This is a genomic window from Bradyrhizobium sp. SZCCHNS1050, assembly GCF_032484785.1.
Taxonomy (GTDB): domain Bacteria; phylum Pseudomonadota; class Alphaproteobacteria; order Rhizobiales; family Xanthobacteraceae; genus Bradyrhizobium.
The window spans coordinates 773,816-800,398 of sequence record NZ_JAUETR010000002.1; the positions used below are offsets into that span (position 1 = coordinate 773,816).

General features: G+C 66.3%; 30 protein-coding genes. 15 read left to right on the plus strand and 15 right to left on the minus strand.

The genetic code is table 11. From position 1 onward, the window contains the following. The first annotated feature begins 52 nt into the window (after positions 1-52). From QX094_RS27960 to QX094_RS27980, 5 genes are all read left to right on the plus strand, one after another. Entirely contained in the window at positions 53-2,119 is a 2,067-nt protein-coding gene (locus QX094_RS27960) for a PAS domain S-box protein (protein WP_316188391.1), read from the plus strand. A gap of 521 nt (positions 2,120-2,640) precedes the next feature. Continuing rightward, positions 2,641-3,522 carry a hypothetical protein gene (locus tag QX094_RS27965; protein WP_316188392.1) on the plus strand — a complete coding sequence of 294 codons (882 nt, stop codon included), beginning with the start codon at positions 2,641-2,643 and terminating at the stop codon, positions 3,520-3,522. Between the two features lie 133 nt (positions 3,523-3,655). Further along, positions 3,656-3,862, plus strand: a complete 207-nt coding sequence (locus QX094_RS27970; protein WP_315712292.1) for a hypothetical protein — start codon at positions 3,656-3,658, stop codon at positions 3,860-3,862. Positions 3,863-3,968: 106 nt separating this feature from the next. After that, a complete protein-coding gene (locus QX094_RS27975; RefSeq protein ID WP_315826828.1) occupies positions 3,969-4,376 on the plus strand; it encodes a hypothetical protein in 408 nt (135 codons plus the stop codon). Positions 4,377-4,571: 195 nt separating this feature from the next. Continuing rightward, positions 4,572-5,246 carry an HAD family hydrolase gene (locus QX094_RS27980; protein WP_316188393.1) on the plus strand — a complete coding sequence of 225 codons (675 nt, stop codon included), beginning with the start codon at positions 4,572-4,574 and terminating at the stop codon, positions 5,244-5,246. Positions 5,247-5,256: 10 nt separating this feature from the next. Here QX094_RS27980 and QX094_RS27985 read toward each other — a convergent pair whose 3' ends face one another. The 4 genes from QX094_RS27985 to QX094_RS28000 all read right to left on the minus strand — a co-directional run bounded on the left by QX094_RS27985 (position 5,257) and on the right by QX094_RS28000 (position 8,103). Further along, complete coding sequence (locus QX094_RS27985; RefSeq protein WP_315712295.1) at positions 5,257-6,093, minus strand: HD domain-containing protein; 837 nt, start codon at positions 6,091-6,093, stop codon at positions 5,257-5,259. Positions 6,094-6,433: 340 nt separating this feature from the next. After that, positions 6,434-6,823 carry a cytochrome C gene (locus tag QX094_RS27990; RefSeq protein WP_315751740.1) on the minus strand — a complete coding sequence of 130 codons (390 nt, stop codon included), beginning with the start codon at positions 6,821-6,823 and terminating at the stop codon, positions 6,434-6,436. Continuing rightward, entirely contained in the window at positions 6,813-7,697 is an 885-nt protein-coding gene (locus tag QX094_RS27995) for a hypothetical protein (protein WP_316170433.1), read from the minus strand. The genes QX094_RS27990 and QX094_RS27995 overlap by 11 nt, the downstream gene beginning before the upstream one ends. A gap of 223 nt (positions 7,698-7,920) precedes the next feature. Beyond that, positions 7,921-8,103, minus strand: a complete 183-nt coding sequence (locus QX094_RS28000) for a hypothetical protein (RefSeq protein ID WP_315712640.1) — start codon at positions 8,101-8,103, stop codon at positions 7,921-7,923. Between the two features lie 207 nt (positions 8,104-8,310). On the opposite strand from QX094_RS28000, the gene QX094_RS28005 reads away from it, so the two are divergent. Both QX094_RS28005 and QX094_RS28010 read left to right on the plus strand, forming a co-directional pair. Beyond that, positions 8,311-8,544 (plus strand): DUF6894 family protein, encoded by a 234-nt coding sequence (locus tag QX094_RS28005; protein WP_315712301.1) that lies wholly within the window; start codon positions 8,311-8,313, stop codon positions 8,542-8,544. A gap of 145 nt (positions 8,545-8,689) precedes the next feature. Then, positions 8,690-9,073, plus strand: a complete 384-nt coding sequence (locus QX094_RS28010; RefSeq protein ID WP_315712303.1) for a hypothetical protein — start codon at positions 8,690-8,692, stop codon at positions 9,071-9,073. A 13-nt stretch (positions 9,074-9,086) separates the two neighbouring features. Here QX094_RS28010 and QX094_RS28015 read toward each other — a convergent pair whose 3' ends face one another. The 4 genes from QX094_RS28015 to QX094_RS28030 all read right to left on the minus strand — a co-directional run bounded on the left by QX094_RS28015 (position 9,087) and on the right by QX094_RS28030 (position 13,646). Further along, positions 9,087-10,013: a glyoxylate/hydroxypyruvate reductase A gene (locus tag QX094_RS28015; RefSeq protein ID WP_316185088.1), complete on the minus strand. Its 927-nt coding sequence runs from the start codon at positions 10,011-10,013 to the stop codon at positions 9,087-9,089. Continuing rightward, a complete protein-coding gene (locus tag QX094_RS28020; RefSeq protein ID WP_316184920.1) occupies positions 10,010-11,308 on the minus strand; it encodes an ArgE/DapE family deacylase in 1,299 nt (432 codons plus the stop codon). The genes QX094_RS28015 and QX094_RS28020 overlap by 4 nt, the downstream gene beginning before the upstream one ends. A 40-nt stretch (positions 11,309-11,348) precedes the next feature. Then, on the minus strand, positions 11,349-12,638 hold the full coding sequence (gabT, locus tag QX094_RS28025) for a 4-aminobutyrate--2-oxoglutarate transaminase (RefSeq protein ID WP_316184918.1): 1,290 nt from the start codon (positions 12,636-12,638) through the stop codon (positions 11,349-11,351). Positions 12,639-12,758: 120 nt separating this feature from the next. Beyond that, complete coding sequence (locus tag QX094_RS28030; RefSeq protein ID WP_316184916.1) at positions 12,759-13,646, minus strand: LysR substrate-binding domain-containing protein; 888 nt, start codon at positions 13,644-13,646, stop codon at positions 12,759-12,761. 376 nt (positions 13,647-14,022) lie between these two features. Here QX094_RS28030 and QX094_RS28035 point away from each other — a divergent pair, with 376 nt between their 5' ends. Further along, a complete protein-coding gene (locus tag QX094_RS28035) occupies positions 14,023-14,271 on the plus strand; it encodes a hypothetical protein (protein WP_315712308.1) in 249 nt (82 codons plus the stop codon). A 69-nt stretch (positions 14,272-14,340) separates the two neighbouring features. On the opposite strand, the gene QX094_RS28040 is transcribed toward QX094_RS28035, so the two are convergent. After that, positions 14,341-14,931, minus strand: coding sequence for an NAD(P)H-dependent oxidoreductase (locus QX094_RS28040; protein WP_315826823.1), 591 nt, complete (start codon positions 14,929-14,931; stop codon positions 14,341-14,343). Positions 14,932-15,059: 128 nt separating this feature from the next. Continuing rightward, complete coding sequence (locus tag QX094_RS28045; RefSeq protein ID WP_315712310.1) at positions 15,060-15,296, minus strand: hypothetical protein; 237 nt, start codon at positions 15,294-15,296, stop codon at positions 15,060-15,062. A 363-nt stretch (positions 15,297-15,659) separates the two neighbouring features. Between QX094_RS28045 and QX094_RS28050 the strand changes: the two genes are divergently transcribed. Beyond that, positions 15,660-16,118, plus strand: coding sequence for a hypothetical protein (locus tag QX094_RS28050; protein WP_315826822.1), 459 nt, complete (start codon positions 15,660-15,662; stop codon positions 16,116-16,118). A gap of 1,396 nt (positions 16,119-17,514) precedes the next feature. Here QX094_RS28050 and QX094_RS28055 read toward each other — a convergent pair. Further along, entirely contained in the window at positions 17,515-17,772 is a 258-nt protein-coding gene (locus QX094_RS28055) for a hypothetical protein (protein ID WP_315712312.1), read from the minus strand. Between the two features lie 66 nt (positions 17,773-17,838). Then, positions 17,839-18,882, minus strand: a complete 1,044-nt coding sequence (locus QX094_RS28060; RefSeq protein ID WP_315712643.1) for a DUF2778 domain-containing protein — start codon at positions 18,880-18,882, stop codon at positions 17,839-17,841. A gap of 227 nt (positions 18,883-19,109) precedes the next feature. Here QX094_RS28060 and QX094_RS28065 point away from each other — a divergent pair, with 227 nt between their 5' ends. The 4 genes from QX094_RS28065 (at position 19,110) to QX094_RS28080 (ending at position 21,371) form a co-directional block, all read left to right on the plus strand. Further along, entirely contained in the window at positions 19,110-19,544 is a 435-nt protein-coding gene (locus QX094_RS28065; protein WP_316184913.1) for a DUF1810 domain-containing protein, read from the plus strand. A gap of 168 nt (positions 19,545-19,712) precedes the next feature. Next, entirely contained in the window at positions 19,713-19,958 is a 246-nt protein-coding gene (locus QX094_RS28070; RefSeq protein ID WP_315712314.1) for a hypothetical protein, read from the plus strand. Positions 19,959-20,079: 121 nt separating this feature from the next. Then, entirely contained in the window at positions 20,080-20,289 is a 210-nt protein-coding gene (locus tag QX094_RS28075) for a hypothetical protein (RefSeq protein ID WP_316185100.1), read from the plus strand. Between the two features lie 86 nt (positions 20,290-20,375). After that, positions 20,376-21,371 (plus strand): DUF3592 domain-containing protein, encoded by a 996-nt coding sequence (locus QX094_RS28080; RefSeq protein WP_316184911.1) that lies wholly within the window; start codon positions 20,376-20,378, stop codon positions 21,369-21,371. 58 nt (positions 21,372-21,429) lie between these two features. Here QX094_RS28080 and QX094_RS28085 read toward each other — a convergent pair whose 3' ends face one another. From QX094_RS28085 to QX094_RS28095, 3 genes are all read right to left on the minus strand, one after another. Continuing rightward, positions 21,430-23,052 carry an ABC-F family ATP-binding cassette domain-containing protein gene (locus QX094_RS28085; RefSeq protein ID WP_316184909.1) on the minus strand — a complete coding sequence of 541 codons (1,623 nt, stop codon included), beginning with the start codon at positions 23,050-23,052 and terminating at the stop codon, positions 21,430-21,432. Between the two features lie 104 nt (positions 23,053-23,156). Further along, positions 23,157-23,615 carry a hypothetical protein gene (locus tag QX094_RS28090; RefSeq protein WP_315751751.1) on the minus strand — a complete coding sequence of 153 codons (459 nt, stop codon included), beginning with the start codon at positions 23,613-23,615 and terminating at the stop codon, positions 23,157-23,159. Between the two features lie 188 nt (positions 23,616-23,803). Continuing rightward, on the minus strand, positions 23,804-24,838 hold the full coding sequence (locus QX094_RS28095; RefSeq protein WP_315712320.1) for a glutamine synthetase beta-grasp domain-containing protein: 1,035 nt from the start codon (positions 24,836-24,838) through the stop codon (positions 23,804-23,806). A gap of 543 nt (positions 24,839-25,381) precedes the next feature. Between QX094_RS28095 and QX094_RS28100 the strand changes: the two genes are divergently transcribed. Next, positions 25,382-25,576, plus strand: a complete 195-nt coding sequence (locus tag QX094_RS28100; protein ID WP_316184907.1) for a DUF2735 domain-containing protein — start codon at positions 25,382-25,384, stop codon at positions 25,574-25,576. A gap of 259 nt (positions 25,577-25,835) precedes the next feature. After that, positions 25,836-26,579, plus strand: a complete 744-nt coding sequence (locus QX094_RS28105; protein WP_316184906.1) for a tyrosine-protein phosphatase — start codon at positions 25,836-25,838, stop codon at positions 26,577-26,579. The last annotated feature ends 4 nt before the right edge of the window (positions 26,580-26,583 follow it).

Sequence of the window (26,583 nt, forward strand, 5' to 3'; positions counted from 1 at the left end):
GCTGGCGCTTGCGCTATGCTGACCGTGTCGGCACTCTGCCGGGGAAACGGCGATGGTCGAACAGCGCATGGTGGACGGACCCTTCGAGCAGGAGATCGTGCAGCGCCTCGGGCTGATGCCCAACCTGTTCAGGTCGGCGCCGTCGGCGCCTGAGGCGACCCGACAGCTCTGGCAGTTCGCCAAATGCGCCTATCTCGACACCCCGCTTCCGGCCCTTTTCAAGGAGCGGCTCGCCGTCCATCTGTCGCGCCTCAACCGCTCGCCTTATTGTCTGACCCGGCATTTCGGATTTCTGGTCGGATTGGGCAAGCCCGCGGGTGACTCGACGTCCCGCCCGGAGACGATCGATCGGGCGCGTCACCTGCTCGCGCGGCCGCTCGCGGATCCCGCGCGCGCCGCGGCGGCGCTCGACCGGCTTGAACTCATCCAACCCCCGCTCGACATCCCGGAGCCGGGCAGCGATGGTGAGGCGGACCTGTTCGAGGCCGCGTCGGTCCTGTTCATGCAGCGTGCTGATTCCGACCGCTCGCGGCGCGCAATCCGACATGCCTTCGGCAACACCAGGTTCGATCTGCTGGCGGCCTTCCTCGCCTATCTGCGCACAGCCCATTTCTGGGCCGATGTACACCTGCTTGCGATCGATTCGGACGTGCTTGCCCTCGCACAGACCGATCCCGAGCTTGCCGTCTGCCTCGGGTGCAGCGAGCTGCCGGAGGCAGGGCCGTCCGCACGGCAGCCGCATTCGAACGGCGGCGATGCCGGCGATCATCGGCTGCGCCGCCTCCTCGAGATCGATTCGGTCGGGGTGCTGTTCTTCGATCATGCAGCCGGCACCCTGATCGACGCCAACGAGGCCTTCTTGGCGATGACAGGCTATTCGCGCCAGGACATCGACAGCGGCGAGCTGACCTGGAAGAGCCTGACACCCCCGGAATGGATGCGCACATCGAGCGACCAGATCGAGCTGCTGCGGCAGACCGGCCGGATCGGTCCCTATGAGAAGCAGTATTTTCGCAAGGACGGGGAACGCGCCTGGATGATGTTCGCCGGCCGTGACCTCGGCGACGGCACCCTGGTCGGGCTCGCGATGAACATCGACGACCGCAAGCGCACCGAGGCCGCGCTGCGCGACAGCGAGGCGCGCTTCCGCCAGTTCGGCGAAGCATCCTCCGACGTCGTGTGGATCCGCGATGCCGAGACCCTGCGCTGGGAATATCTCAGCCCCGCATTCGAGACGATCTATGGCGTCCCGCGCAGCGCTGTGCTCCGCGGCGACCATCTGGCATCGTGGACCGAGCTCATGCTGCCGGAGGACCGGCCCCGCGCCATCGAGAGCCTAGAGCGCGCCCGGCGTGGCCAGCGCGACAGCCTGGATGTCCGTATCGTCAGCCAGCCGGACGACGTTACGCGCTGGCTGCGCATCCGTAGTTTTCCCATGGTCGACGAGTTGGGACGGGTGCAGCGCATCGGCGGCATCACCCAAGACATCACGGCGCTGGTCTCGGCCTCCGAGCACCAGAAGCTGCTGCTCGCCGAGCTGCAGCACCGCGTCCGCAACATGCTCGCCGTGATCCGCTCGATCATCCGCCGCACGGGCGACTCGAGCGACAGTGTCGAGGATTTCGCCAGTCACCTCGAAGGCCGCATCACAGCGCTGTCGCGCATCCAGGCGGTCGTCACGCGCGATCCCCTCGCCGGTTTCGATCTGGCCGAACTGATCGCCGATGAGCTGCGCGCCGGCGCCGCGCGCGAGGACAGGCAATTCTCGCTGTCGGGCCCCCAGGTGCGGCTGAAGCCGAAGGCGGCCGAGAGCATCGGGCTTGCCATGCACGAGCTCGCGACCAATGCACTGAAATACGGTGCGCTGACAGTGCCGCGGGGCTTCATCAGGATCGAATGGCGGCTCGATGAGCGCGACGCGGCCGACTGGCTGGTCATCGACTGGACCGAGACCGGCATGTCCGGCCGTCCGCTGGGTGCGCAGCGCCAGGGTTTTGGAACCGTGCTGCTGGAACAGATGCTGCCGTACGAGGTCGGTGCCCGCGTCATCCGGCGCTTCGAGCCGAGCGGCCTCTGCTGCGAGATCCGGGTGCCCACGGGCGACATTCTCAAGCGTTGACGGGCCGATCGACGCTTCATTTCGCGGCACCGGTCGGTAACAATGGCCAGGATCTCGCCGGCACGGCGAAACGCCGTCGGCATAGCCTTCGCGGTGCATTCGGGGTATGCTCCGCCTGCGGCCAGAGGTGGAGGTCGCATGGGTCGCGCAACCGCCATGTCTTCGCCTTGGTTGGGGCGGATATGACCAAGTGTCGATGAGAATGGGAATCAGCAGAGCGTCGGCGCGACGGAACGATGATGGGACGTTCCCGAGTATGCGGCTCTGGCCAAGATGGATCACCGTGAACATGCAGATGCGTGGGCACGAGGGACAACCGGTATCCAGGTTCTGTGCTGATGCGGCCGGAGAGGCCGAGCGTTTCGTGGCGCAGTCGTCATCCGACGTTGGTGTCACGAAGCGTCAGTACGATGCAGCGTGAGTACGCGAAGCGTGGGTGCACGAGGCGTTGGTAGGACGACGCATCGGAACAGAGCCGAGCGCCGCCTGCGAGGCGGACGACAACGGAGGACGGAGCGTCAATGCTTGCAACGACGACCAAGGACGGCGATCAGCAGCCTCATGCCGTGATCGATCCCGAGATCGTGCTGGCGGCCCGCGCCGATCGCACTGCCGCCGAAACGGACAGGCGCAGCTCGCAACGGCCACCGGACGTGCCCTCGCCGAAGATCGACCCTGACTACAGGACGCAGGCGACCAGCGACTTCGCGGTCACCGGAGAGCGCAGCACGTTCGCCACCTGGGCCGTGCGCACCATTCTGGCGGTGCTGTTCGCGGTCGGCAGCGCCGTCGCCGCAGCCGCCTGGCAGAGCTATGGAGACCAGGCCCAGGAGATGATCGCGCATTGGATGCCGCGGATCTCGCTGGCATCGAACGCCGACAAGGATGCCGCGGCACAGCCAGCCGCGACCGCGCCCCAGCAGGCGGCCGCAGAAGCGCCGGCCGAGGCGCAGGAGCACGCAACGAGCGCGGTTGGCGCGACCTCGCAGGAGCAGGCGCAGTTGCTGCAATCGATGGCCCACGACCTCGCTGCCTTGAGCCAGCAGATCGGCGAGCTGAAGACGAGCCTCGCACAGCTGAAGGCCGGGCAGGAGCAGATGGTCCGCGACATGGCGCGGGTCGCCGAGGCCAAGTCCAGCGACAGGCCCGCCGAGCGGACCGCGGAAGCACGGTCGTTCGATCCGCGCGCCATCGAGCAGACGATCCGGCCGCGCCCGGCCGCGCGCCCTGCAACGGCGGCCGTGACCCCGGCACAGCCTGGTGCGGCAGCACCGCACCGGCCGCGCATGCCGCCGCCGGCCGCAGCCAGCATGGCCCCTCCGCCGCCGGCCCCGATGCCGCTGCCGTCGGCGCCGGTCGATCCGGATCAGCCCGTGGTGCGCCCGCCAATGCCGGTGCGCTGAAGGATCCGCACAGGCGCCCGCGCTGGTCCGCGCCGATCGGCGCAGCGGTGATCGATGTCGTCGATCCACTTGTGGCGACGCGGCTTTCCGAGCTAAGGAACTGCGCCTGACAATGCGCATCCCCGAGGGGTTCATGAGCCTGACCGATCCGACCGTCCTGTCCGCCTCCGACCTCGCAGACCGCATCGCGATCCTGCGCGACAACATCCGCCAGATCACCGAGCAGGCCGCCTCGCAGTCGGGTGCCGCGGACGAGGAGCGCAACGCCGACCGCCTCGCGCAGCAGAGCGAGGAGCTCGACGTTCTGCTCAAGGAGCAGGAGCGGCGGCTGAACAAGTAGCCGGCGACCCCTTCGATCAATTCGCGCGTGCTGCACTGCGCTCGTTGTTGCCCGCGCTTCGCCCACAGGCTAGCCTCGCCGAAAACAAGCGGGAGGTAGCCAGAGAATGCGAAACGGTCTGCTTTACACGTCAACCCTTGCGGCATTGACCATTGCGGCATTGCTGGCGGCCCTGACACCGGGCAGCGCCGAGCCACGCCACATGTATACGACCATGGTGCTGGAGGCGTTCGCCACCAAGGTCGAATGTCCCGGCGTCGATGTCGTCTATCAGGATCTGGTCCAGAAGGCGCAGGACATGAAGATGCCTGACGGCACGACCGAGAAGGTGCGCAAGGCGATCGCCTATATGCACACCGGCGGCAAGATGGGCGAGAAGCAGGACGACGAGCTGATGGCGGAGGTCGCCGTCGCCACGCAGGCCATCGACATGGATCAGCGCCGCCTCGGCATGACGAACTGGTGCGAGGAGCAGAAGAAGACGCTGGCCGGCTTCATCCGTCCCAAGGGCTGACCCCGGAGCGGCCGCGAGGCTGGCGGAAAGACCTCGCGGCGCGTTGCCGGCAATGGCCGAATGACGCGCCGGTCGTCGACCAGCGCACCGCCATAGCGGGCACCAGCACAGCCCTGCGGCGGGCAGGAACCCGGATGACCGCTGCCGCTTGGCCTTGCAGCTGCTACGCAGCAGACATCCAGCCCGGAGCGAGCCATGCGCATCGAAACCGCCTTCCTGTTCGACCTCGACGGCACGCTGGTCGACAGCGTCTACCAGCATGTGCTCGCCTGGAAGACGGCGCTGGATGCCGAGAACATCGAGCTCTCGGTCTGGCGCATCCACCGCAAGATCGGCATGAGCGGCGGCCTGTTCACCAACCAGCTGCTGCGCGAGACGGGTTTTGCCATCGAGCCCGATCGGATCGAGCGGCTGCGGAAAGCGCATGCCGCGGCCTATCAGAAGCTCGGAGACCAGGTCCGGCCCCTGCCCGGCGCCCGCGAGCTGCTCGGTTTCTTGACCGATGCCGGCATCCCCTGGGCGATCGCGACCAGCGGGAGAATGGAAACGGCGGCCGTCAATCTCGCCGCGCTCGGCGTCGATCCCAAGACCAACGCTGTCGTGACACGCGACGAGGTCCGCTACGCCAAGCCTGATCCCGACCTGTTTCTCGCGGCCGCCGCCCGCCTCGACGCGCCGATCGAGCGCGCGGTCGTGATCGGCGACAGCATCTGGGACATGCTTGCCGCAACCCGCTGCCGGGCGCTCGGCGTCGGCCTGTTGAGTGGTGGCTATGGCTCGGAGGAATTGCGCCAGTCTGGCGCCATCCGCGTCTACGAGGACCCGGCCGACCTGCTCGACCACATCGACGAGGTCGGCGGCCGGCGTTGACTCCAGCCAGTCAGCTCTGCGGGCCCGACAGCGAGATGTCGCGTTCGGCGCGGAACACGTTGGCATAGAGGTTGGCGATCCACTGGCGCCCCGTCGATGTCATGTTGAGATAGCGGATCTCGGTCTGGATGTGCGGGGCGACGCTGTTCCAATAAAACTGCGGATAACGATTGACGATGTCGGCCGGTGACTCATAGCCGAGCTGCCGGTTGATGCCGACCTCCTCGAACTCGTGATACAGCGCGTTGGCCTTGCGGATGTAGTTGGGGTCGCCGAGCTGTCCGATCAGGTCGGCGGCGCGCACGATCGACTGCTCCTCGTCGAACTGCTGGCCGGCGAGCGGCGGAAAGCGCGTGCCCTCGATGGCGCGAGCGATGCGGTCCTTGTCCAGCGGCGCCATGCCTTCGATGCGGTTGATCACGTACAGCTTCGAGCGGTCGACGTGATACGGCATCAGGCTGGCATCGGAGGAGCCGCGCGGCAGGCAGATCTTGCGGCCGCCGCGATCGACGACGAAGCCATTGACATCGTCTTCCCTGAACAAGCCGCGGACATAGCCGATGTCGTGAAGCAGGCAGGCCAGGATGACGTGGACGTAGTCGTCCGCCGTCATGTGGCTGTGCAGCGCACGGCCGCGCAGGATCTCGTGGCCGGCCAACGTCACCAGCAAGGTGTGCTCGACGTTGTGATACAGCGCATCGCTGTTGCCGATGCATTCCAGCGCAATGCGCGCAGCTGCCGGAAGCATCTCCGTCAACTGGGTATGAGACGATCCGAAACGGCGTCGCATATAGGAGCTGAGGAAACGCTCCAACGCCGCTGCCGCGAGCTCCGGTAAGGTCATCATCGCCGCTGCCCCGCCTCAGACAGCCCAAACACAACGTCAAAAGACATAACGCCCGAAAACACAATCACGATAACGCGGCTCGTGGCACGACTGAGACGTCACGATGATCCGGCTCGGGACGGCCAGCTTCGCACGGACACGCGCGAGATCGGCCTCCCGGGGGCGTCGAGCACCTTGGCCGACGACCATAGCCCAGGTCGAGGATATCGGCCACACCCGGACGAGCACACACCGGAAAACTGCGGGTCGAGCGGCTGTACCTGAGCAGCTCAAATTCGATCGCCGCGGCCCGTTCACCTCACGTGACGAGAGAGGCGGAGCGCGACGTGCAGCGCGATCGCTAACGTCCCCGCACCGGCAGCGGCGGCCGCGGCGGTCGTGTCTCACCACGATGGGCCGGGCGCCGCGAAGGGGGACGGCGGGCCGGTGCGGCTGCCGGCGCATCGACCGACTGCAGATAGGTGCTCAAGGCCGACGCGGCGTCGTCGCTGCTGGTGTAGTGCTTCTGCAGGAACAGATAGAGCGTCAGGCGAAAGCGCCCCTTGGCGAGCCCACGTGCCGAGCGATGACAGGTGGCGCAGCTGTCCGCAAACAGCCGCGCACCGGATTTGCCGGCATCGAGATTTTCCGCCCGTGCACCGCTGATGACAATCAGCAGCAGCACGGCCGATCCAACAAGCCTCAGCCGCGCTCCGGCGCGCCTGCGCGCGTGGACGCGCTCAGGCGACATCAGCCTGCGGGCTTTCCTCGGCCTGCGCACCCAGCGCATCGAGATCGACCAGCGCCGGATCGTCGGGCATCGGCTCGCTCTGCTGCTGTCCGCCGCCATGGACGTGCATCAGCGTCTGGACCCGGCGCGCGTTAAGATAGTCGACGTGCTGATGCGCCAGCGCCAGCGGCAGCAGGGCCTTGGGCAGCGCGGTCATGGTGAACGCGGCGACGCGCTTCACCTCCTCGCCCTCGCGCCAAGTCAGGGGGCTCAGCGTATAGATCATCTGACGGTCGGTCTCGGGCGCCGGCAGTTGCCGCGTCTCGGGCGGCGCCAGCAGGGCCACATTGATGTTGCCGGCCCGCGTGCGGCTTGCGGCCGCGCGCAGCTCCCAGCAGATCAGCTCCGCGGCGGAGAGCACCTCGCGGCGGATGTCGTCGACATCGGATGCGAAACGACTGGCCTCGCTCAGCGCCGCGCGGCCGCGCGTGACCGCATCGACGAGCGCCGCCGCACCGATTTCGAAGCGAGGAACCGCCTGCTCGATGGCGGTGGCAACGGCCTCGATGTCGTTGGCGGCGCGGTCGCGGTCCCGCTGCGCCACCGCGTCGGCGAAGGCGCGCTCCGCCAGGATGATCTGCTCGTCGCACTCGGCGACGGATGCGCGCAGCGCCTTGGCCTTCTGCTCGACGGCCTGCATCTTCGATTCGGCACGATCGAGCTGCCCGTTGCTGGCGCCGGCCTTGGCGAGCCGCTCCGCTGCGACGCGCTTCTCGTCCAGTGCCGCCTCGGCCACCCGGAGACGGTCCGTCAGCCGCTGCCGCGCGGCCTGCTTGTCCTTCAGCGCACGCTCGAAGATCTCGACGGGGCTCAGCTCACGCTTGAAGAAGACCATGGCAATAATCCCTGGACGGCGGGCGCGCCGGCAACGTTGGTCAGCGGCGAATCCACTGCCGAATCATGTTGCCCGATTCTTGCGTGGAAAATGGGTCGGAAACCAGGATGAGATGCGGCACACGTTCCCCTTGACGGAACGTATCCACCGCCGGCTGGTGCGGAGCATCAGTCGGCGGATCCGACGGACCGCGCGGCGATATTCGGTAAAATGGAATCCGATGTCAGCTCTGATGCGGACCGCGCATCATCCTCATGGCGTCCGCGATGTGGCGCCATTCGCGGGCCTCCTCGGCCTCGCCACTGGCTTCGCATTGCTGCGCCTTCTGCGCAGCCTGCGCGACGGCCGAGGCGCCGTGCATCTCGAGCATCTGCCGGGCGATCGCGTGGATCTGGACTTCAGACATCATGTCGAGCTCCTGTCGCCGGATCGAATGGTCCGCGACAACTTCCTCTGCGCCGATGCGTTCCGTGAGCTGGATCACTGCACGTCCGGTTCCACCGGCCCAGACTGCGCCCCGTAATTTACCTTACGTGATCAATCCGATTTCGCGCGCGCCGCCACGCTGTTACTTCTGACTGAGATTCGCCGGAGGGCGATTGAGGAGACGGACATGACGCAGGTCTTCTTCCACTGCTCCAATCCCGATGAGTTCCTCGTCGATCGGCGTGGAACCGCGGTCATCGATCTCGCCGAGGCCTGTGATCACGCCGAGCGCGTCATGCAGTCGCTGATCTCGTCCGAGAGCGAGGAGGATTGGCGCGACTGGGTGCTGCACATTTCCGACGATCTCGGCGAGGAAATCATCGCCATGCCATTCACGTCGGTGCTCGGCCCGATGCATTGAACGGAGCTGCGCACTGCGCCCTCCCCGGCGCTGAGACATTGTGTCCGCATTAGGGTTACCGGCTTCCTTACAAGTTCCGCTCCTCGCATTCTTCTCGCCACATTTGTCCGCCATTTCGGCGCTGTTGCGACGGAGGGGACATCTCATGACCAGACTGCTGACGGCCGCGGCCTTGGCGCTGACATTGACGGCATCGGCGGCGATGGCCGACGAGCACCGCGGCGGCGATGCCGCACTGGGCGCCTTGTCGGGCGCCGTCGTATTTGGACCGGTCGGGGCCGTTGCCGGCGCCGTCGTCGGCTATACCGCAGGTCCTTCGATCGCGCGCTCCTGGGGCTTCCGCCGCTCGCGTGCAGCCCGGTCGCAGCAGGTCCGGCGTCCGGTCAGGGACAGCCAGGCTGCGATGACCGAGTCTCAGCAGCAGCCGCAGGCCGCGCCGCGCAGCGCACCCCCGCCTGCACGGACCGTCGCTGTCGCTCCGCCGGCGCCGCGCGGCCCGGTCGCGCCGCCGGTGCAGACACTCGAGTAGACACGCTGGTAAATCAGTAGCCGCGGGCGCGATCGACGACGTTCCGCAACGTCTCTCCGCGCAGCAACCGCCGCGCATTTTCCGCGACCTGCTGCGCGATCACCTCCCAGGAGGCGATCGCCGCCATGTGCGGCGTCACCAGCACGCCCGGCTCGCGCCACAGCGCATCGTCCGCGGGCAACGGCTCATGCGCGAAGACATCGAGCACCGCGCCGCGCAGATGGCCGCTGCGAAGCAGCGCGACCAGATCCTCCATCACCAGGTGCTCGCCGCGGCTGCACAGGATCAGCGCGGCCCCCTTGGGCAGCCGGCCCAGGCGCCCGGCATCGAGCAGGCCCACGGTCGAGGCCGTCAGCGGCAGCAAGCAGATCAGGATCTCCGTCTCGCCGAGGAAGGCGTCGAGCGCATCGGCGCCGCCATAGGTCCGCACACCGGCGAGCGCCTTGGGCGAGCGCGACCACGCGCTCACCGCGAACCCCAGCTCGACGAGACGGATCGCCGCCGCAAAGCCGAGCTCGCCGAGACCGAGAATGCCGACCCGGCGGTCCTTCGCGGCGCGCTGCTCGTAACGCCGCCACACGCCGTTGCGCGCATTGCTGACGACGCGATCGAAATCGCGGTGGAAATACAGCGTCCCCCACAGCACGAACTCGGTCATGGCCGCGGAGATATCGGGATCGACGATCCGGCACAGCGGCACGTCCGGCACGGTCGGATCGGACAGGATGTTGTCGACGCCCGCTGCGATCGAATGGATCAGCTTCAGCTTCGGCATCGCCGCCAGCGCGCCGGGCTCCGGCTTCCAGCACACGGCAAGGTCGGCGTCGCGTGCCGCCGACTCCGGCCATGACGCGACGGTCACGCCCGGCAGCTCGCGCGCGAGCAGCGCCTGCATCGGATCCATCAGTCCGGGACGGCTGAGGAGCGCGACCGTGATCATGCCGGCCGCAGTCCGCACCATTGCGCGACGAACATCGCGATCGACAGCGTGGTCTTGCGCACGCTGTCGAGATCGACACGCTCGTCGAACGCGTGCGGACCGATGCCATAGGGCCCGTAGCACAGCGCCGGGATGCCATAGTCGACCTGATAGTAGCGGGTGTCGTTGACCGCCGTAGAGAGCCGCACGTCGAGCGGCTTCTCGAATACCCGTGCATGTACCTCGGCCAGCGCCGCCTCGGCGGCGCTGCCGGGCTCGCACACCGCAGGATCGGCCTGGAAGCCGCTCCACACCAGCTCGACCGGATTCTCCGACAGGAAGCTGTCTGCGGCCTGCGCCTTCGCGAGACACTGCTCGATGCCGGCCATGGCCTGCGCCGGCGTCTCGCCCGGCAGCACGCCCAGCCGGCAATCGAGGTCGCACCAGGCCGGCGTCGAGCTCGCCCAGTCGCCGCCCTTGATGATGCCGACGTTGAACTTGATCGGATCCTTGACCGCAGCGAACCAGGCGTTCGACTTGGCACGCGCGTTGATCTCTTTCGTGTGCTCCTGGAAGGCGCGGATCAGATGCATCGCCGAGAGGATCGCATTGGTGCCGGTCTCGGCATAGGCAACGTGGACCGGCGTGCCGCGGACGCGCAGCCGGAACCAGATCGCGCCGACCTGCGCGCGGGTCAGCGTGTGGCCGGTCGGCTCCGGGATCAGGCAGGCATCCGCCGTGTAGCCGCGCATCAAGGTCGAGAGCGCGCCGTTGCCGGTGCTCTCCTCCTCGGTCACGGTCTCCAGGTGAATGCGTCCGTCCGGCACGAAGCCGGCGGCCTTGATCGCGTCGAGCGCGAAGATCATCGCGGAGACGCCGGCCTTCATGTCCTGCGCGCCGCGGCCGATCATCCAGCCGTCGCGCACGATCCCCTCATAGGGCGGATCGTTCCAGAGATCGGTCGGCCCTTCCGGCACGACGTCGATGTGGCCCTGCAGGATCAGGCTGCGGCCCTTGCCCGCGCCGTCGAGCGTCGCCACCACCTGCTGCGAGCCGTCGAGCGCGATGCTGTCCATCGGCGCCGCCTTGGGATGGCGCATCAGGTCGACGTCCTCGAGGCTGAAGCGGTCGACCTGATAGCCGCGGGCCGCGAACTCGCGAGCCAGCCAGTCCTGCACCGGCGCCTCCTCGCCACGCAGGCTGCGGAACTGCACGAGCTGCTGCAGGAAGGCGACCTGCCTGGCGAAGTTGGCATGGACAGCGGCGGCGAGCCGCTCCATCACGTCATTCGGCACAGCCGCCGCAGCGTCAGTCACGTTTCAAACCTCCAGCCTTCCCGTTCATCTCGGCCGCGCGTCAGGCGGCCAGGCACTTCTCCAGGATCGCGAGCCCTTCGTCCACGATCTCGTCCGACGCGGTCAGCGGCACCAGGATGCGAATCGTGCTCGCGGTGACACCGCAGGACAACAGGATCAGGCCATTCTCGTGCGCCACGCGGGTGACGCGCTTGGTCATTTCGGAATCCGGCTCGTCGCTGCCGCGCTGCTTCAGGATATCGAATGCAACCATCGCGCCAGGACCGCGCGGCCCGGAAACCGGAACCAGGTTGTTGGCGCGCGAGAAGCGCTCGATCGCCGCGCGCAGCCGCTCGCCGATCGCATTGGCGCGGTCGAGCAGCTTCTCCTGCTCGAACACGTCGAGCACGGCGAGCGCCGCCGCGCAGGCCAGCGGATTGCCGCCATAGGTGCCGCCCAGGCCGCCCGGCTCCGCGGCGTCCATGATTGCGGCACGTCCGATCACGCCGGACAGCGGCATGCCGCCGGCGAGACTCTTGGCGACGCAGATCAGGTCCGGCTGCACGTCGTAGTGCTCCATCGCGAACATCTTGCCGGTTCGGCCGAAGCCGGTCTGCACCTCGTCGGCGATCAGCACGATGCCATTGCTGTCGCAGATGCGGCGCAGGCCGCGCATCAGGTCCGGCGGCGCCTGGTGGAAGCCGCCCTCGCCCTGCACCGGCTCGATGATGATGGCCGCGACCTGCGAGGCGTCGATGTCGGCCTTGAAGATGAAGTTGATGTAGGACAGCGTATCCTCGACCGTCACATTGCTGCCGGCGATCGGGAACGGCGCGTGCCAGACGCCGGGCAGCGGCGGCCCGAAATGCTTCTTGTACGGCATCACCTTGCCGGTCATCGCATTGGCGAGCGCGGTGCGGCCGTGGAACGCGCCGGTGAAGGCGATGATGCCGCTGCGCCCCGTGGCGGCGCGCGCGATCTTGATGGCGTTCTCGGTCGCCTCCGCGCCGGTCGTCAGCAGGATCGACTTGGCCGGCCCCGAAATCGGCGCCAGCGCGTTGAGCCTCTCGCTGAGCCGCACATACGGTTCATATTGCAGCACCTGGAAGCAGGTGTGGGTGAAGCGGTCGAGCTGCGCCCGGATCGCGGCAACGACATGCGGATGGCAGTGGCCGGTGTTGAGCACCGCGATGCCGCCGGCAAAGTCGACATAGCGCTTGCCCTCGACGTCCCACACCTCGCTGTTGAGGGCGCGGTCAGCAAACAGCGGCGTCGCATAGCTCACGCCCCGGACGACGGCCTCGTGTCGTCGCGCCAGCAGGTCTTCGTTCGCAGCCGAATTCACAACCATGGCTCAACTCCTCGTGGGAAAATCGAGCCGCAGGCTACGCCGAGAGCCGTCGCGATCAATCAGCTTGTTCCCGACGACAGGTGCCTGCAATGCACCGGACCCAGCGGGACGAGCGCGCAGCTACGCGGCGAGCACATTCTTCAGCCAAGCCCGCAGCGCGACGATCGCGGGCTCGTCCCAGCGCTCCCGAAGCGCGACGAGCTGATAGGCTCCCATGTGGAGTGCCGAGGGGATCACCTCGACCAGCGCACCGCTGCCCAGATCATCGGCGACCAACACCTCGTTGGCGAGCGCGACGCCCTGGCCGAAGCGGGCCGCCTCGATGGCGAGATGCGCGTGCCACAGCCGCTGACCGCGCAACGTGACCGGCTCCCGATACCCCGCCAGCTCGAACCATTGCTCCCATTGCGCGGTGGATTCCTCGTGGATCAGCGAGGCCCTGGCGAGGCCCGGGAGTGTCGCGATCGCCGGAAACCTTGCCAGATAGGCCGGGCTTGCGACCGGGAATACGCGTGGGCGCACCAGCTCCTCAGCGACCAGGCCGCCGCTCCGGTCGACCGCTTCGGCATAGACGATCTCCGCATCCGCTTCGCCGCGCTGCAAATCGGGGTGCGCCAGCGTCGGCTGCAGATTGATGTCCCAGTTGCGCGGCGGGCCGCTCAGCTCGGGCAGCCGCGCCAGCAGGCGGCGATTCGCGAGGCCCGGAATGCACCAGATGTTCAGGGTCGGACGCGCCACGGGCCGCACCGAGATTGTCGCGCGGGCGATGATGTCGAAGGCCTGGCTGACCTCGGCATGAAACTGACGTCCGGCCTCGGTCAGCGCGAGGCCCCGCCCCTCCGCCCGCACCAGCGCCACGCCCAGGCTGCGCTGCAGATTTTGCAGATGGCGCGAGACCACGGTGTGGCTGACCGCGAGCTCGTCGCCGGCGGCGCGCACGCTGCCCTTGCGGCCGACGGCCTCGAAGGCACGCAGCGCGATCAGGGAGGGCAATCGGGGTCTCGTCATGCTCGCACAGTTCTCAGCCTGCGCGATCTCCCTCCCGCCCTGAAGCGGAACCGCCGCGATCCGTGATCGCGCGGCTGATGTCGGAGCGCCGGCTGCCATGGCGGCGTCCGTTGTCCGCACAAGGCGTTCCGGGCGGAGCGCCGCATCGCGGTCACGAGGGCGCTTTCGCGCGTCATGCCGCTCTTAGCGTCAGCATTGGCGCAACGCCAGCCCAGAGAAAGCCACGCGCGCGGCCTGGACCTCCGCGGACGTCTTAACGAGGCAGGCCACGTCGCAAACGATCCTTAAGCCTCCCGCCATGGCAGGCGCCATTTGCCTAAAAGTTTCCACAATTCGACTTTGAATCGGGAGTGCTTCGAGCAGGAGAACCCCCAAGATGCGGATCAGCCAAATGATCTACGTCGGTTCGCTGGCAGCCCTCGTCGCGACGGCCGCCCCCGCACTGGCGAAAAGCTCCCAGACGCCCAAGCCGGATGATCAGACCACGTCGTCCCTGCCGTGCCGCGCCTACCAGCAGGCCCCCGACGGAACCTGGATGGAGCGGCCCTGTCAGGGCCAGGGCGCAAGCGCCCCGGCGCGTCAGCGCGCGGTCACCAACGGGACCGGCAGCGCCGAACAACGTTAGCGGACCTGGTTCGCGGACTTGGCGCAAGAGCCGGAGCGCTTGCGCTCCGGCCCGCACTGATGCCCGCGCTCAGTAAGGTGGCGCCCGGCGCGCCCGCTGCTCCCTGCCCGCCTCGACCCACCACAAGAGATCGTCGGCAAAACGCGGAAACGCGCGTTCCAGCGACTGGCCGGAATCGCCGGTCGGCCTGCCGTCGGCGGACAGCGCCTGACCGATCGGGCCGACGGCAAGCGTGCTCGACACCACCACCATGCCCATCTCCGACAACGTGCCGTGCCACGCAGTGGCGGCCCGGGCCCCGGAGAGCCGGCCGGCGGAATAGCTCGCGATCGCCGCCGGACGCCAGAACCATTCCTCAAGAAAGTGGTCGGTGAGGTTCTTCAGTCCCGGCTGCATGCCCCAGTTATATTCGCCAGTGACGAACACGAAGCCGTCGGCGGCACGGATCTTGGCCGCAAGCTCGGCCATGGCCGCTGGCGCCTGGCCGGGCGGATATTCCTTGTACATGCGGTCGAGCATCGGCAGGCCGACCGCCTTGGCGTCGATCAGCTCGACGTCCTGGTCCTTGGCGCGCAACCCGTCCACGACGAATTGCGCGAGCCGGATGCCCATCCGGTCGGAGCGATAGGAGCCGTAGAGGACGAGGATGCGGAAGCTCATGGCGGGTCAACTCCTGGCCGGACGATCCGCGCCAGACTACCACGCCGTCATGTCATGGAGGTCATTATGGTCACGCCGCAGATCGATGGACCGGCGGCGCGTGGTTGCAGAAACGAGACGAGGCAGGCTCAGCGCGTCACCGTGGCCGAAGCGGAGCGCTCGGATGGCCGGCCGAACACGCTGCGGCAGCCGTCGCTGAGGCTGGCGCGCTGCTTCATCATGCAGGCAATGATGCGGTCGCGATCGGGAATCTCCGACGAGCACAGCCGGAACACGTCGCCCGTGCACAGCCGCCGCTGGTCGTCCTCTGTGAAGGCATGGCCCGCGCGCGGGCTGGCGACCATCGCCAGCGCAAGCCCTGCCATCGCCACATTCCAATTCCGCATCCTGAACAGATGAGTTCGCATCGCCGTCCCCAATTCGCCCGCTGTTTGTCCGGTTCACCCGCTGCTTTCGCTGATGTCGCGAAGCAGTTGCCGCCGCAGAATCAAATGATGACACGTCGCGGCGCGCCTTCAACAAGCGCTCTCGTTCCTGCACCACAATTTTGCGGCCTGTTGCATCTTCGACTCCTTTTGCGCTGTCGGACCCCGTGAGACGCCGCCAAATTGTCATTAGGCGAACGCAATCCGGCCCAGCCGCGCTCACACTCTCACGGCGTAGTGGCGGCGTCCTGATGGTGCTTCGGACCATCACGTGTCCCGAGTTCAGGTGTGGGAGTCAGGTTCATGGCGTACACGATGGTGGCTGAGCGGGAGCAGCAGACAATCCGCAAGCAGCGCGAAAGCGCCCTCATCGTTCTCGCCAACGCACAGGTGATGGAGGCGGAAGGCTGGCAGGTCGTCATCACCGACGAGGACGGCAACAGCATGCCGCTCGCCGAGTTCGAAGCTGGCATCTCGCAGAAGTTTTCGTCCTGGTACAAGGCCAAGCAGCGGCCGGTGGTGCCCACCACCATTCCCGCCCCCAACCTGTTCGCGACGCCGGCCAATGACGACGCCGGGCCGGAGGCCGTCGTGGCGGCCGAACTCGCCGCCGAGCAGGTCGAGACGGCCGAGGTCCAGGAGGCACCTGTCCAGGAGATCGCCGAGGACGATTTCGAAACGGCCGAGACCGCCAACGCTGCGACGGCCGAGAAGGCCGAGCGCGAGGAGATCGCGCTCGACGCCGCCGAGATGGCCGACTGACGCTGCGGCCGCGCCGCAGCATCAGCGAGAGTCACTCGCCGCCTTCGTAGAACAGCTCCAGCGGCAGCCCGGCCTGGGCCTCGCCGATCCATTCCCGTGCAATGATGTTGGACGGCCCAGCGCGTGCATCGCGGCATGCAGGCGAAGACCATCCCCGGTCGTTTCGCGTGGCGCGGATCGAGCGTGCTTCGGCCTGTCGTCGCTTCCTCGCGCGATCAGCGTGCGCCGGGCGACTAACAAACATGTTCGCCCCGCGGCTCTCGGTCGAACAACGATCATCGGAACGAAGCGACCATCTGCCCGTCGGGCAAATCAAGGCGCATTTCCATCTCGCGGCGTCACCTCCAGGGCCTGAATCGGCAGCAACGGCGGTGCGCGCGGAAACGATTTTCCGCAGGCCCATCAAGCTGATTTGGCCTGTCCAGTCCCGCCGCCAAAAATATTCTGCTTTTCCTAAATCTAATTCAGTGCTTTTGTCGCGCCATCTCCCGCTCGCAGGAGGGGCGGTTCGCGGTCGTCACGGACGTGGAGCGGGAGGAGCGGTGGACGCGATGGCAGCGCAGCGCATCTTTGCGCCGACGAACGCTGACGTCGCGTACGGTCAAGTCGCGTGGTCCTGGCATCCCGACGCTGATGCCCCCACGGTGGCGCGCCCAAAGCGCGTTGTCGTGCACGGTGACCAGAACGCCCGGCGCACCGGGGAGCGCGCGAAGCAGCCGTTAAGATCATCGCGCGGGGAATGCCGGTTGCCCGGCTGAACCTGTGGTGACTGCCGCCTGCTTTTTTTCTGCAGGCGGGCCATGGGTTGCGGCCAGCATCCCGGCATTCCCCGCGCCCTCTGCTGTGCGGAGGGCAAGACGGATGGATCACTCGGGCGCATCAGCGCGGCGAGAACGCGAGGGCGTGCGTGAATGAGACTTCGCAGGACGGTGCTTCAAATCGCTCGGTGTCATTCCGGGGCGCGCGGAGCGCGAGCCCGGAATCCATACGCTGCAGCAGAACTGATGGAGCACGCTGGAGCGACACACCTGCCCGACACGCCCGCTCGTGGTTATGGATGCCGGGCTCGCGCATGCGCGCGCCCCGGCATGACGATGTTGAGAGACCGTGGCGCCACCCACCGCCGTCATGCCCCGCCCCCGGGTCTCGCCTTCGGCGAGCCCGAGGACAGGCTCCGGCGGGACATCCACTACGCCGCGGCCTCTCGATCAATGACGACTGCGGCGGCGTACTGGGTCGCCCGGTCCCGTCTTCGCCCGATGGGCTTCGACGCGGCAACGAGCGCCAGGGCGCGCCGCAGCTTTAGCGGAGGCGGCAAGCCGGGCGATGACACCGAATGTAAAGCAGGCATCAACACGAGCCAGAGGCCACGGGTGCCCTGGGGGATGATCCAGTCTCACAACAGCTTCGCGCTCACGAACAGCGTGCGCACGGCGTTGGTGGCCTGCACTGTCATGATAGCGTTGTCGGCCGCGGCCTGCAGGGCGGCCATGGCCTGGTCGTGCAGCGACTTGAACTCCATCCACTCGACGGCGTTGAGGCTGGTGAGGAACTGATGGGCCTGCCCGACCGTCGAAATCACGACCGGCTTGCCGTTCACCTTGATGTTGAAGGTAGTACGCAGACGCGTTTCCGAGTTTGCGGGATCAATCATGGGGACCTTCCGGAAGATGCGACGGGCGTCACCGCCGAGGTCGCGCCGAGGCCCAGCAACAAAACGTCACTCGGTCTTTTGCGCGGTCCGCGTCGGGGTGCCAGCCTCGAGCCCGACGACGACAACGAGTCGGTTGAACTCGCCGTCATCATACGCCTTCAGGAAGCGATCGTAATTCTTGATCGAGACGCAGCCGTTCGAATCACCCTCCGGACCCAGCATATAGGGGTGGGTCAGCAATCCGCTCCGGCCGAGCGTCGATCCTTCCACCACGTTCATGCGCAGGGCGCGAACGCCGTGAAACGGCTTTTCGCGCGGCTTCAGGTCATAGGTGGCGGGCGGGGTCGCGCCAACCATGCGCTGATTGACGTGCTCGGGGTCGTCGCGCAGGCTGCCCATGCCGGAATGGGCCTCGAGCCCGATGCCGGACGGCAGATACACCATCTTGGCCTTGATGTCGTATACGGCGGTCTTGTCATAGCCGAGCGCACCGAGATCGATTCCGGATCGGACGATGCCGCTATCCGGACCGAGCGAGGCGAACTTGGTCGGGCTCGGCAACAGGTCGGACAGCTTCTGCAGGATGGAGCGATCGTCGACGCGTCCGACCGCTTCAGGCGCACTGGCCGAAACCAGGCTGGTCGGCAGGTTGGCGACGGACGGGCGCGGGCGCGGCAGCGGCACGCCCGGTGCAGGCATCGTGACGGTATTGCCCTCCGTCAACATCGGCCGCCAATCGCTGTTGCTGGGGTCGCGAGCGCCCGGATCACGCGCTTCCATGCCCTTCACCAGCGCGGCCCGGGCATCGAGCAATTGGCGGTCGATCGCGCCGCGAAGGGCGAAACGGTCGAGCGCGCGAACCGCGTCTTTTTCCGAATAGGCCGTGGCCGAGGCGGAGGCCGGCGCGAAACGTGTTTCGAAGGTCATGGACGGCGCGGCGGCGGCCGGAATCGCCGCGCTCGCAAGCGACGTCTCATCGCTGTTGGCTCCGACCCACGCGGCCGCGCCCGCTGCGACCGCAAGTGCTGCAAGCACGAGTGCGATCGCTTCGGAGCGCCCGAAGCGGCCTTGCGACAACAGAACGTCTACGCTTGCTTCACTGGAAGCCATCACGTCCCCGATATACCCCCCTTTTCGGACCACCCGGGAAAGGTGACCGACCCCAAGGGGTACGATTCGACCCGTCATGACATAGGATGGCAAGAGTGCGGCATAATCTAGACAAACGCCAGCCCGGAGTGATCCGGCGTGAACCGACGCCCAAGCCTCGCACGGGCTGCGCCGCGACCGTCCCAGAAAGCCGATTATATCGATGAATCAGCCGGTTGGAGGAATGTATGAACGCCGAATGGGATGATCTCGGCCGATTTGCCGACGCACAGGATTCGATTTATTCGCGCGTGACCGCCGAACTTGCGGCCGGCGCCAAGCAAAGCCACTGGATGTGGTTCATCTTTCCCCAGGTCGAGGGGCTCGGCAGCTCCGCCATGGCGCAGCGCTACGCGATCCGCTCCCGCGCCGAGGCCGAGGCCTATCTGGCGCATCCCCTGCTCGGCCCGCGACTCGTCGAATGCACCCGACTGGTGCTCGCAGTGCAGGGCAAGTCGCTGCGCGACGTTCTGGGTGTTCCGGACGATGCCAAATTCCGCTCATGCATGACGCTGTTCGATTCGATCAGCCCGAACGGGATCTTCGCGCAGGCGCTCGATCGCTATTGCGACGGTGCGCGCGACCCGGCGACGCTCGCGTTTCTGCAGCACAGCACCGCATGAGCACACGGTTACCGCAGATGCGCATCTCGGCCTCATAGGGCTGACACGGTAATGAACCAACTCTGCCCTGCGGCCGGATTTCGGGTGACAAGCCCGAACAGGAAACTTGATCGCGCCAAGATTTGCGGGTCCCATCCGCCGCGTTGTTTGTCCCAAGGAGACACACTCATGAAGAAGTTTTTCCTGATTGCCGCGCTCGCGACCTTCGCCGCCGGATCTGCCTTCGCCCAAGACAGCTGCGAGACCAAGGCCGTCGGCAAGGACGGCAAGGCGCTCGCCGGCGCCGCCAAGACCTCGTTCATGAAGAAGTGCATGGCCGAGACGTGTGAGACCAAGGCGGTCGGCTCCGACGGCAAGAAGCTCGCCGGCGCGGCCAAGACCAGCTTCATGAAGAAGTGCGAGGCCGGCGGCTGACGCGCTGGCGGCTGACGACACTGACGCCCCGCCATGATGCTTGGCGGGGCAAAGCCATGCCGGCGGGCTCCATCGGCGCGAAGCGTATCGGCAAGCTACGACGCGGGCGGCGGGCGCCTCGATGTCGAACGGCTTGGTCAGCAGGGCGCAGCACGCCGCCATAGAGCTCGACCCAGCCCTCGGCCGGCACCATCTCGCGGACCTTCTGCCCGATCACGTTCTGGATGCCCGCATGCAGGGCGTAGGCCGGATTGGCTTCAACGTGGACGTAATCGCTCAGCGGGCCCTGCGGACCGTCGAAGAACTCGATGGGCGAGTGGTGGAGAGCTGAGGAGGACCGGCACACTGTTGAACCGAGGGGAACCCGCAGGACACCACTGCATGTCGCCCGCCCTGGCGGGCCCATGCGAGATCAACATGCTCACCGCATCCGCCCTACTCTGGACCCGTGTCGCCGCCGGCATCTTCGGCTTTCTCGCCCTCAATTCCGGCTACGGACTCTGGCTTCAGCGCAAGAAGACCAGCGGCGGCCGCGCCTGGCCGGTCGTCGAGGGCGAGATCGTGGCCTCGGCGGTGTCTGTCGCGGCGACGCATCGGTCGGCAGATGACACCGATGCCAAGCCTGACATTCGCTACCGCTACGAGGTGTCGGGCAAGAGCTACGAAGGTCGCCGCATCCGTTTCGGCAGCCCGAGCCGCGTCACGCGCCTGCAAGCCGACGAACTCACCGGCAAATATCCGCAAGGCGCGAAGGTCCGCGTTTTTTACGATCCGAAACGCCCCTCGCAATCAGTGCTCGAGCCTACCAATGCCAGAGGGACGGCGGCGCTTGTGGCGCTGTTCGTCGTGCTGTCGGCCGTGACCGCCGTGTTGGTGGCGCATTCGCTCGCCGGCAAGGTGCTCACGACCGAGGCTGGCGTGCCGCTGTTCGCCTTCCTGATGCCGTTCGCCCTGTTCGGCTTCGGAGCCGTCGCACTCGCCTCCTACTGGAAGCTGCGGCAGGAGCGCCTGGCGAGCCGCTCCTGGCCGACTACGCCGGGACGCATCACGCGCTCCGGCGTGACGATGGAGATCACACGACGTGAGGACGATCGCGGACGAGAAACGGAAGAGGAGCGCTTCCGGGTCACGATCGAATACAGCTACACGGTGGATGGTCGCTCTTTCCACAGCACGCATTGGAACTGGGGCTGGACCGCGCTGCATTCCGACAGGTCGAGCGCTGAAGCCGTCGCCGCCAAATACCCGGTCAACACCTACGTCGCCGTCTACTACGATCCGCTACAACCCGAGACGGCCGTGCTCGATCCCACAAACAAGAGCGGCGTGGCGGCGCCGCTCTGGGTCGGCATCTTCCTGATCGCGATCGGCGCGCTGTTCCTGTTCGTCTTCACCCACGTCCAGATGAGCTAGCCGGGGATGATGCGAACAAAGCGCAAGCAGAGCACGAACGACGAGTATGGCCGCGTCGTCAGCTGCGCAGGCCTGGCGCTTCGTGGCCGCTGCGGACGACATACTCGGTATAGCCGCCGCCATACTGATGGAGACCGTCAGGGGTCAGCTCGAGCACGCGGTTGGAGAGCGCGGCGAGGAAATGACGATCGTGCGAGACGAACAGCATGGTGCCCTCGAAGTTCGACAGGGCCGCGATCAGCATCTCCTTGGTCGCCATGTCCAGATGGTTGGTCGGCTCGTCCAGCACCAGGAAGTTCGGCGGATCGTAGAGCATCTTGGCCATCACGAGCCGCGCCTTCTCGCCCCCCGACAGCACCCGGCATCTTTTCTCGACGTCGTCGCCGGAGAAGCCGAAGCAGCCCGCCAGTGCCCGCAACGAGCCTTGACCGGCTTGCGGGAACGAATGCTCGAGCGACTCGAACACGGTCTCGTCGCCGTCCAGCAGGTCCATCGCATGCTGCGCGAAGTAGCCCATCTTGACGCTGCCGCCGATCGTCACCGAACCGTCATCGGGCTCCGCGCTACCGGCGACGAGCTTCAACAGGGTCGACTTGCCAGCGCCATTGACGCCCATCACGCACCAGCGCTCGCGGCGCCGGATCATGAAGTCCAGCCCGTCGTAGATGCGGCGGCTGCCGTAGCTCTTGGACACGCTCTTCAGCGCTACCACATCCTCGCCCGAGCGCGGCGCGGGCAAAAAGTCGAACGCCACGGTCTGGCGCCGCTTCGGCGGCTCGACCCGCTCGATCTTGTCGAGCTTCTTGACCCGGCTCTGCACCTGCGCCGCGTGCGAGGCCCGCGCCTTGAAACGCTCGATGAACTTGATCTCCTTGGCGAGCATCGCCTGCTGGCGCTCATATTGCGCCTGCTGCTGCTTCTCGTTCAACGCCCGCTGCTGCTCATAGAAATCGTAGTCGCCGGAATAGGTCGTGAGCTGGCCGGCGTCGATCTCGATCACCTTGTTGATGATGCGGTTGATGAATTCGCGGTCGTGCGAGGTCATCAGCAGCGCGCCCTCGTAGCCCTTGAGGAAATGCTCCAGCCAGATCAGGCTCTCGAGATCGAGATGGTTGGACGGCTCGTCGAGCAGCATCACGTCGGGACGCATCAGGAGGATGCGCGCCAGCGCGACGCGCATCTTCCAGCCGCCGGACAACAGGCCGACGTCCTTGTCCATCATCTCCTCGGAGAAGCCGAGGCCGGCCAGCGCCTCGCGGGCGCGGCTGTCGAGCGCGTAGCCGTCGAGCTCCTCGAACCGCGCCAGCACCTCGCCATAGCGCGCGATGATGTCGTCCATCTCGTCGGCGCGGTCCGGATCGGCCATGGCGGCCTCGAGCTCCTTGAGCTCGGCGGCGACCGACGACACCGGCCCGGCGCCGTCCATCACCTCCGCCACCGCGCTGCGGCCGGACATCTCACCGACATCCTGGTTGAAATAACCGATCGAGACGCCGCGATCGATCGAGACCTGCCCCTCGTCGGGCTGCTCGCGGCCTGAGATCATCCGGAACAGCGTCGTCTTGCCGGCCCCGTTGGGGCCGACCAAGCCGATCTTTTCGCCGCGCTGGAGCGCGGCGGAGGCTTCGATGAAGAGAATCTGGTGGCCGACTTGCTTGCTGACGTTATCGAGGCGGATCATGAGGGCTCAGGCGGTGGACAGGTTGCCGCCGCTCTTAGTCGATGCGCGGCGCCGGTGGAAGGCGCAATTTGGGCGCCCTCCCCGCACCGTCCGCCCCGCGCCGGTCAGCGGCCTGGAGGCCGAAAATCCTGGTTGCCGAACGGCTTGTCGGTCGGGATGCGGATCGCGACGTAGCCCCGATCCATGGTCGCGTGGCAGGCGTTGCATCCCGACGTCAGCTCGGTCACGGCGGAAGCGAAACGCTTGCCATCCTTGGCGGCGATGGCGTCCGAGATCGACTGGATCGGCTGGCCGAGCGTGGTGACATTGTTCACCGGCAGGCCCGAATAGAAGACCGCGGCGTCAGTCAGGCTCTGCCTCAACTGGGCGAGCTCATAGGACGCGAGATCCCAATTCTTGGACTGTCCCGCGAACCAGAGCTTCGCGTGTCTGACCTGAATCAGATTCATGATGTCGCCGAGCCGCGGCAGATATTGTTCTGCACTGGACTGCGACTGCCCTGCAGCCAGGGAGATGGCCGAACAGGCGATCAGAACGCCTGAAACCCACTTGCGATAGCTCATTCCATGCCCCGCTTCCAAACAAACCGCTACGGAAAGACATACCGCTGCGATCGAAACCGGACTTGCGATTGATCAAGGCCATGGCCGCCTCCGATCGTTCGAGCCCGCCAAACGAATGATCCGCCGAAGCGGCTGCTCCGGCGGATCATCATATCAGCCCCCGGCCCCGGGGTATTGTGGTCGGCGTCTTAGGCTGCGGCTTTCGCGCCGGTCGGAACCATCGCGATCGTCTTCAGGACCTGAGACGCGATCTGGTAGGGGTCGCCCTGGGAGTTCGGACGGCGGTCCTCCAGATAGCCCTTATAGGCGTTGTTCACGAAGGAATGCGGCACGCGAATCGAGGCGCCGCGGTCGGCCACACCCCAGCTGAAGGTGTCGATCGAGGCGGTCTCGTGCTTGCCGGTCAGGCGCATGTGGTTGTCCGGACCGTACACCGCGATGTGGTCGGCGCGAGCTTCCTTGAAGGCGTCCATCAGCTTCTCGAAATACTCCTTGCCGCCGACTTCGCGCATGTACTTGGTCGAGAAGTTGCAGTGCATGCCCGAGCCGTTCCAGTCGGTGTCGCCGAGCGGCTTGCAGTGGAACTCGATGTCGATGCCGTACTTTTCGGTCAGGCGCAGCATCAGGTAGCGGGCCATCCACATCTGGTCAGCAGCCGTGCGCGAGCCCTTGCCGAACACCTGGAATTCCCACTGGCCCTTCGCCACCTCGGCGTTGATGCCTTCGTGGTTGATGCCGGCCGCGAGGCAGAGGTCGAGATGCTCTTCGACGATCTTGCGGGCGACGTCGCCGACGTTCTTGAAGCCGACGCCCGTGTAGTACGGGCCCTGCGGCGCCGGATAGCCGTATTCCGGGAACCCGAGCGGACGGCCGTCCTTGTAGAAGAAGTACTCCTGCTCGAAGCCGAACCACGCGTCTGGATCGTCAAGGATGGTGGCGCGGGCGTTCGACGGATGCGGGGTCTTGCCGTCCGGCATCATCACTTCGCACATCACCAGCACACCGTTGGTGCGGGCGGCGTCGGGATACACGGCGACCGGCTTCAACACGCAGTCGGAGCTATGGCCTTCGGCCTGCATCGTCGACGAGCCGTCGAAGCCCCAAAGAGGCAGCTGTTCCAGGGTCGGAAAAGAGGAAAATTCCTTGATCTGTGTCTTGCCGCGCAAATTCGGCACCGGCTTGTAGCCGTCGAGCCAGATGTACTCGAGCTTGTATTTCGTCATTGAGCCTCTCTGTCTTATCGAAAGGTGGGAGCCCAGCAATCGAAGGCTCCCCGCTTACCCGGCCACGATCGGCCAGCGCACTCTTAAGCATGGAATGTGCCAAGTCCCGCGACGTCCCGTCGCATGGACGAAGACCCATCGGGGCGGAGCTGGCGACCGGTTCTGCACGTCAGGGGTGCGGCAAAGCAGCGCGACCGGGATTGCACGGAGCGCATGGCGGAGAGGAGAGCTTGTCGAAAACCCGCTTGATTCCTTGGCATTTGCGGCGACGCGCAAGAGAGGCCGAACAAGCCGTCAGCAGTTCCGGGACATTTTCGAAAAGAGTTGGACCTCTGTCCGCAACCTTTGGTCCAGCCCAAGTGTTGGTCAGATGAACATTGCTGCTGGGGGAGCACATGCAGCAATGCCTGCAAAACGCGCAACATGTGATTTCGTTTTGATCATGTTGCATTCCCTCCGGGCAGCACTGATATCGGCGCTGGTAACCACAACGGAACGAGTCGGGCGCAACCTGATGTGTGGCCGACGGAAGGAGAATGAGGAATGGGCACCAATGTGGACGAGGGATCCGCAAGGATCTACCAATTTCCGCGCGGAGGGCGAGCGGGTCTTACACCTCGCCAGTCCGGATCGTCGCCTGAGCGGCCGATCGCGCCGTCGATCCAGCCGACGATCTACAGCGCGAGCTGGTATCATGACGAGGCGATCCAGGAAGCCAAGCCGGTGTGGGACCGCTGATGTCAGACTGTACCGTGACGCCAGCACGCCTTTGCTGAAGGGTCGGACCGACAAGGTTCCGGCCCTTTTTTCTTGCGCCGCTGTCTGCATGTCTCTCGCCGCTGCTGACGGCCGCCGGCGGGCTCGACGTGCCAGGGTCAAACAGGCCGCCGTCGTGACCCGTTTCATGGTCTTCCCTATCCTGTCGAAGGCTACGCATACGCGTCGCGTCGATGAAACGGCGTTTCACATCGAAGCCCGCATCCCCTAGAATGGGTTGATGTCTGCCCATCCGCTCCGCCATCTCGGCCTTCACGGTGCCAGCAATTTCAGAGATCTCGGCGGATATCCCAGCAGGGACGGCCGGCACGTGCGATGGCGGCAGCTGTTTCGGTCGAACCATCTCGGACAGCTGACCGAGCCCGACGTCGCGGTCCTGCGGGAGCTTGGCGTTCGGACGGCGTTCGATTTCCGCGGTCGCAACGAGCGCGCTGCCGGTCTCTGCACCATCGCCGAGATCACCGTGCATTCCGTGCCGATCGAGCCGAGCGTGGTGCCGGCGCTGCGGGCTCTGGCGACACGAGGACAGCTCACAACCGACCATGCCTTGGAGCTGATGCGCGAGTCCTACCGCAACTACGTCCGCAGCTACACGCCGCGCTTCCGCGCGCTATTCCAGCATGTTCTCAATGAGGACGCCCCGTTGGTGATCCATTGCACGGCCGGCAAGGATCGCACCGGTGTGGCCTGCGCGCTGGTCTTGCACGCGCTCGAGGTTCCGGATGACGCCATCTTGGAAGATTACCTGCTCACGAACCAGCTCTATCGTCGCGAGACTGCAGCTCACCCGGATCTTCCCGCTGATGTCGTCCAGACGATCGGGACAGTCCAGGCCTCGTTCCTGGCAGCTGCGTTCAACGCCATGCGTGATGATTTCGGCGACGTCGACACCTACCTGCGCGACGGTCTCGGCATCGACGGCGCGGCACGGAAGACGCTACAGGAGCGCTATCTCACGCTGTGAGCCT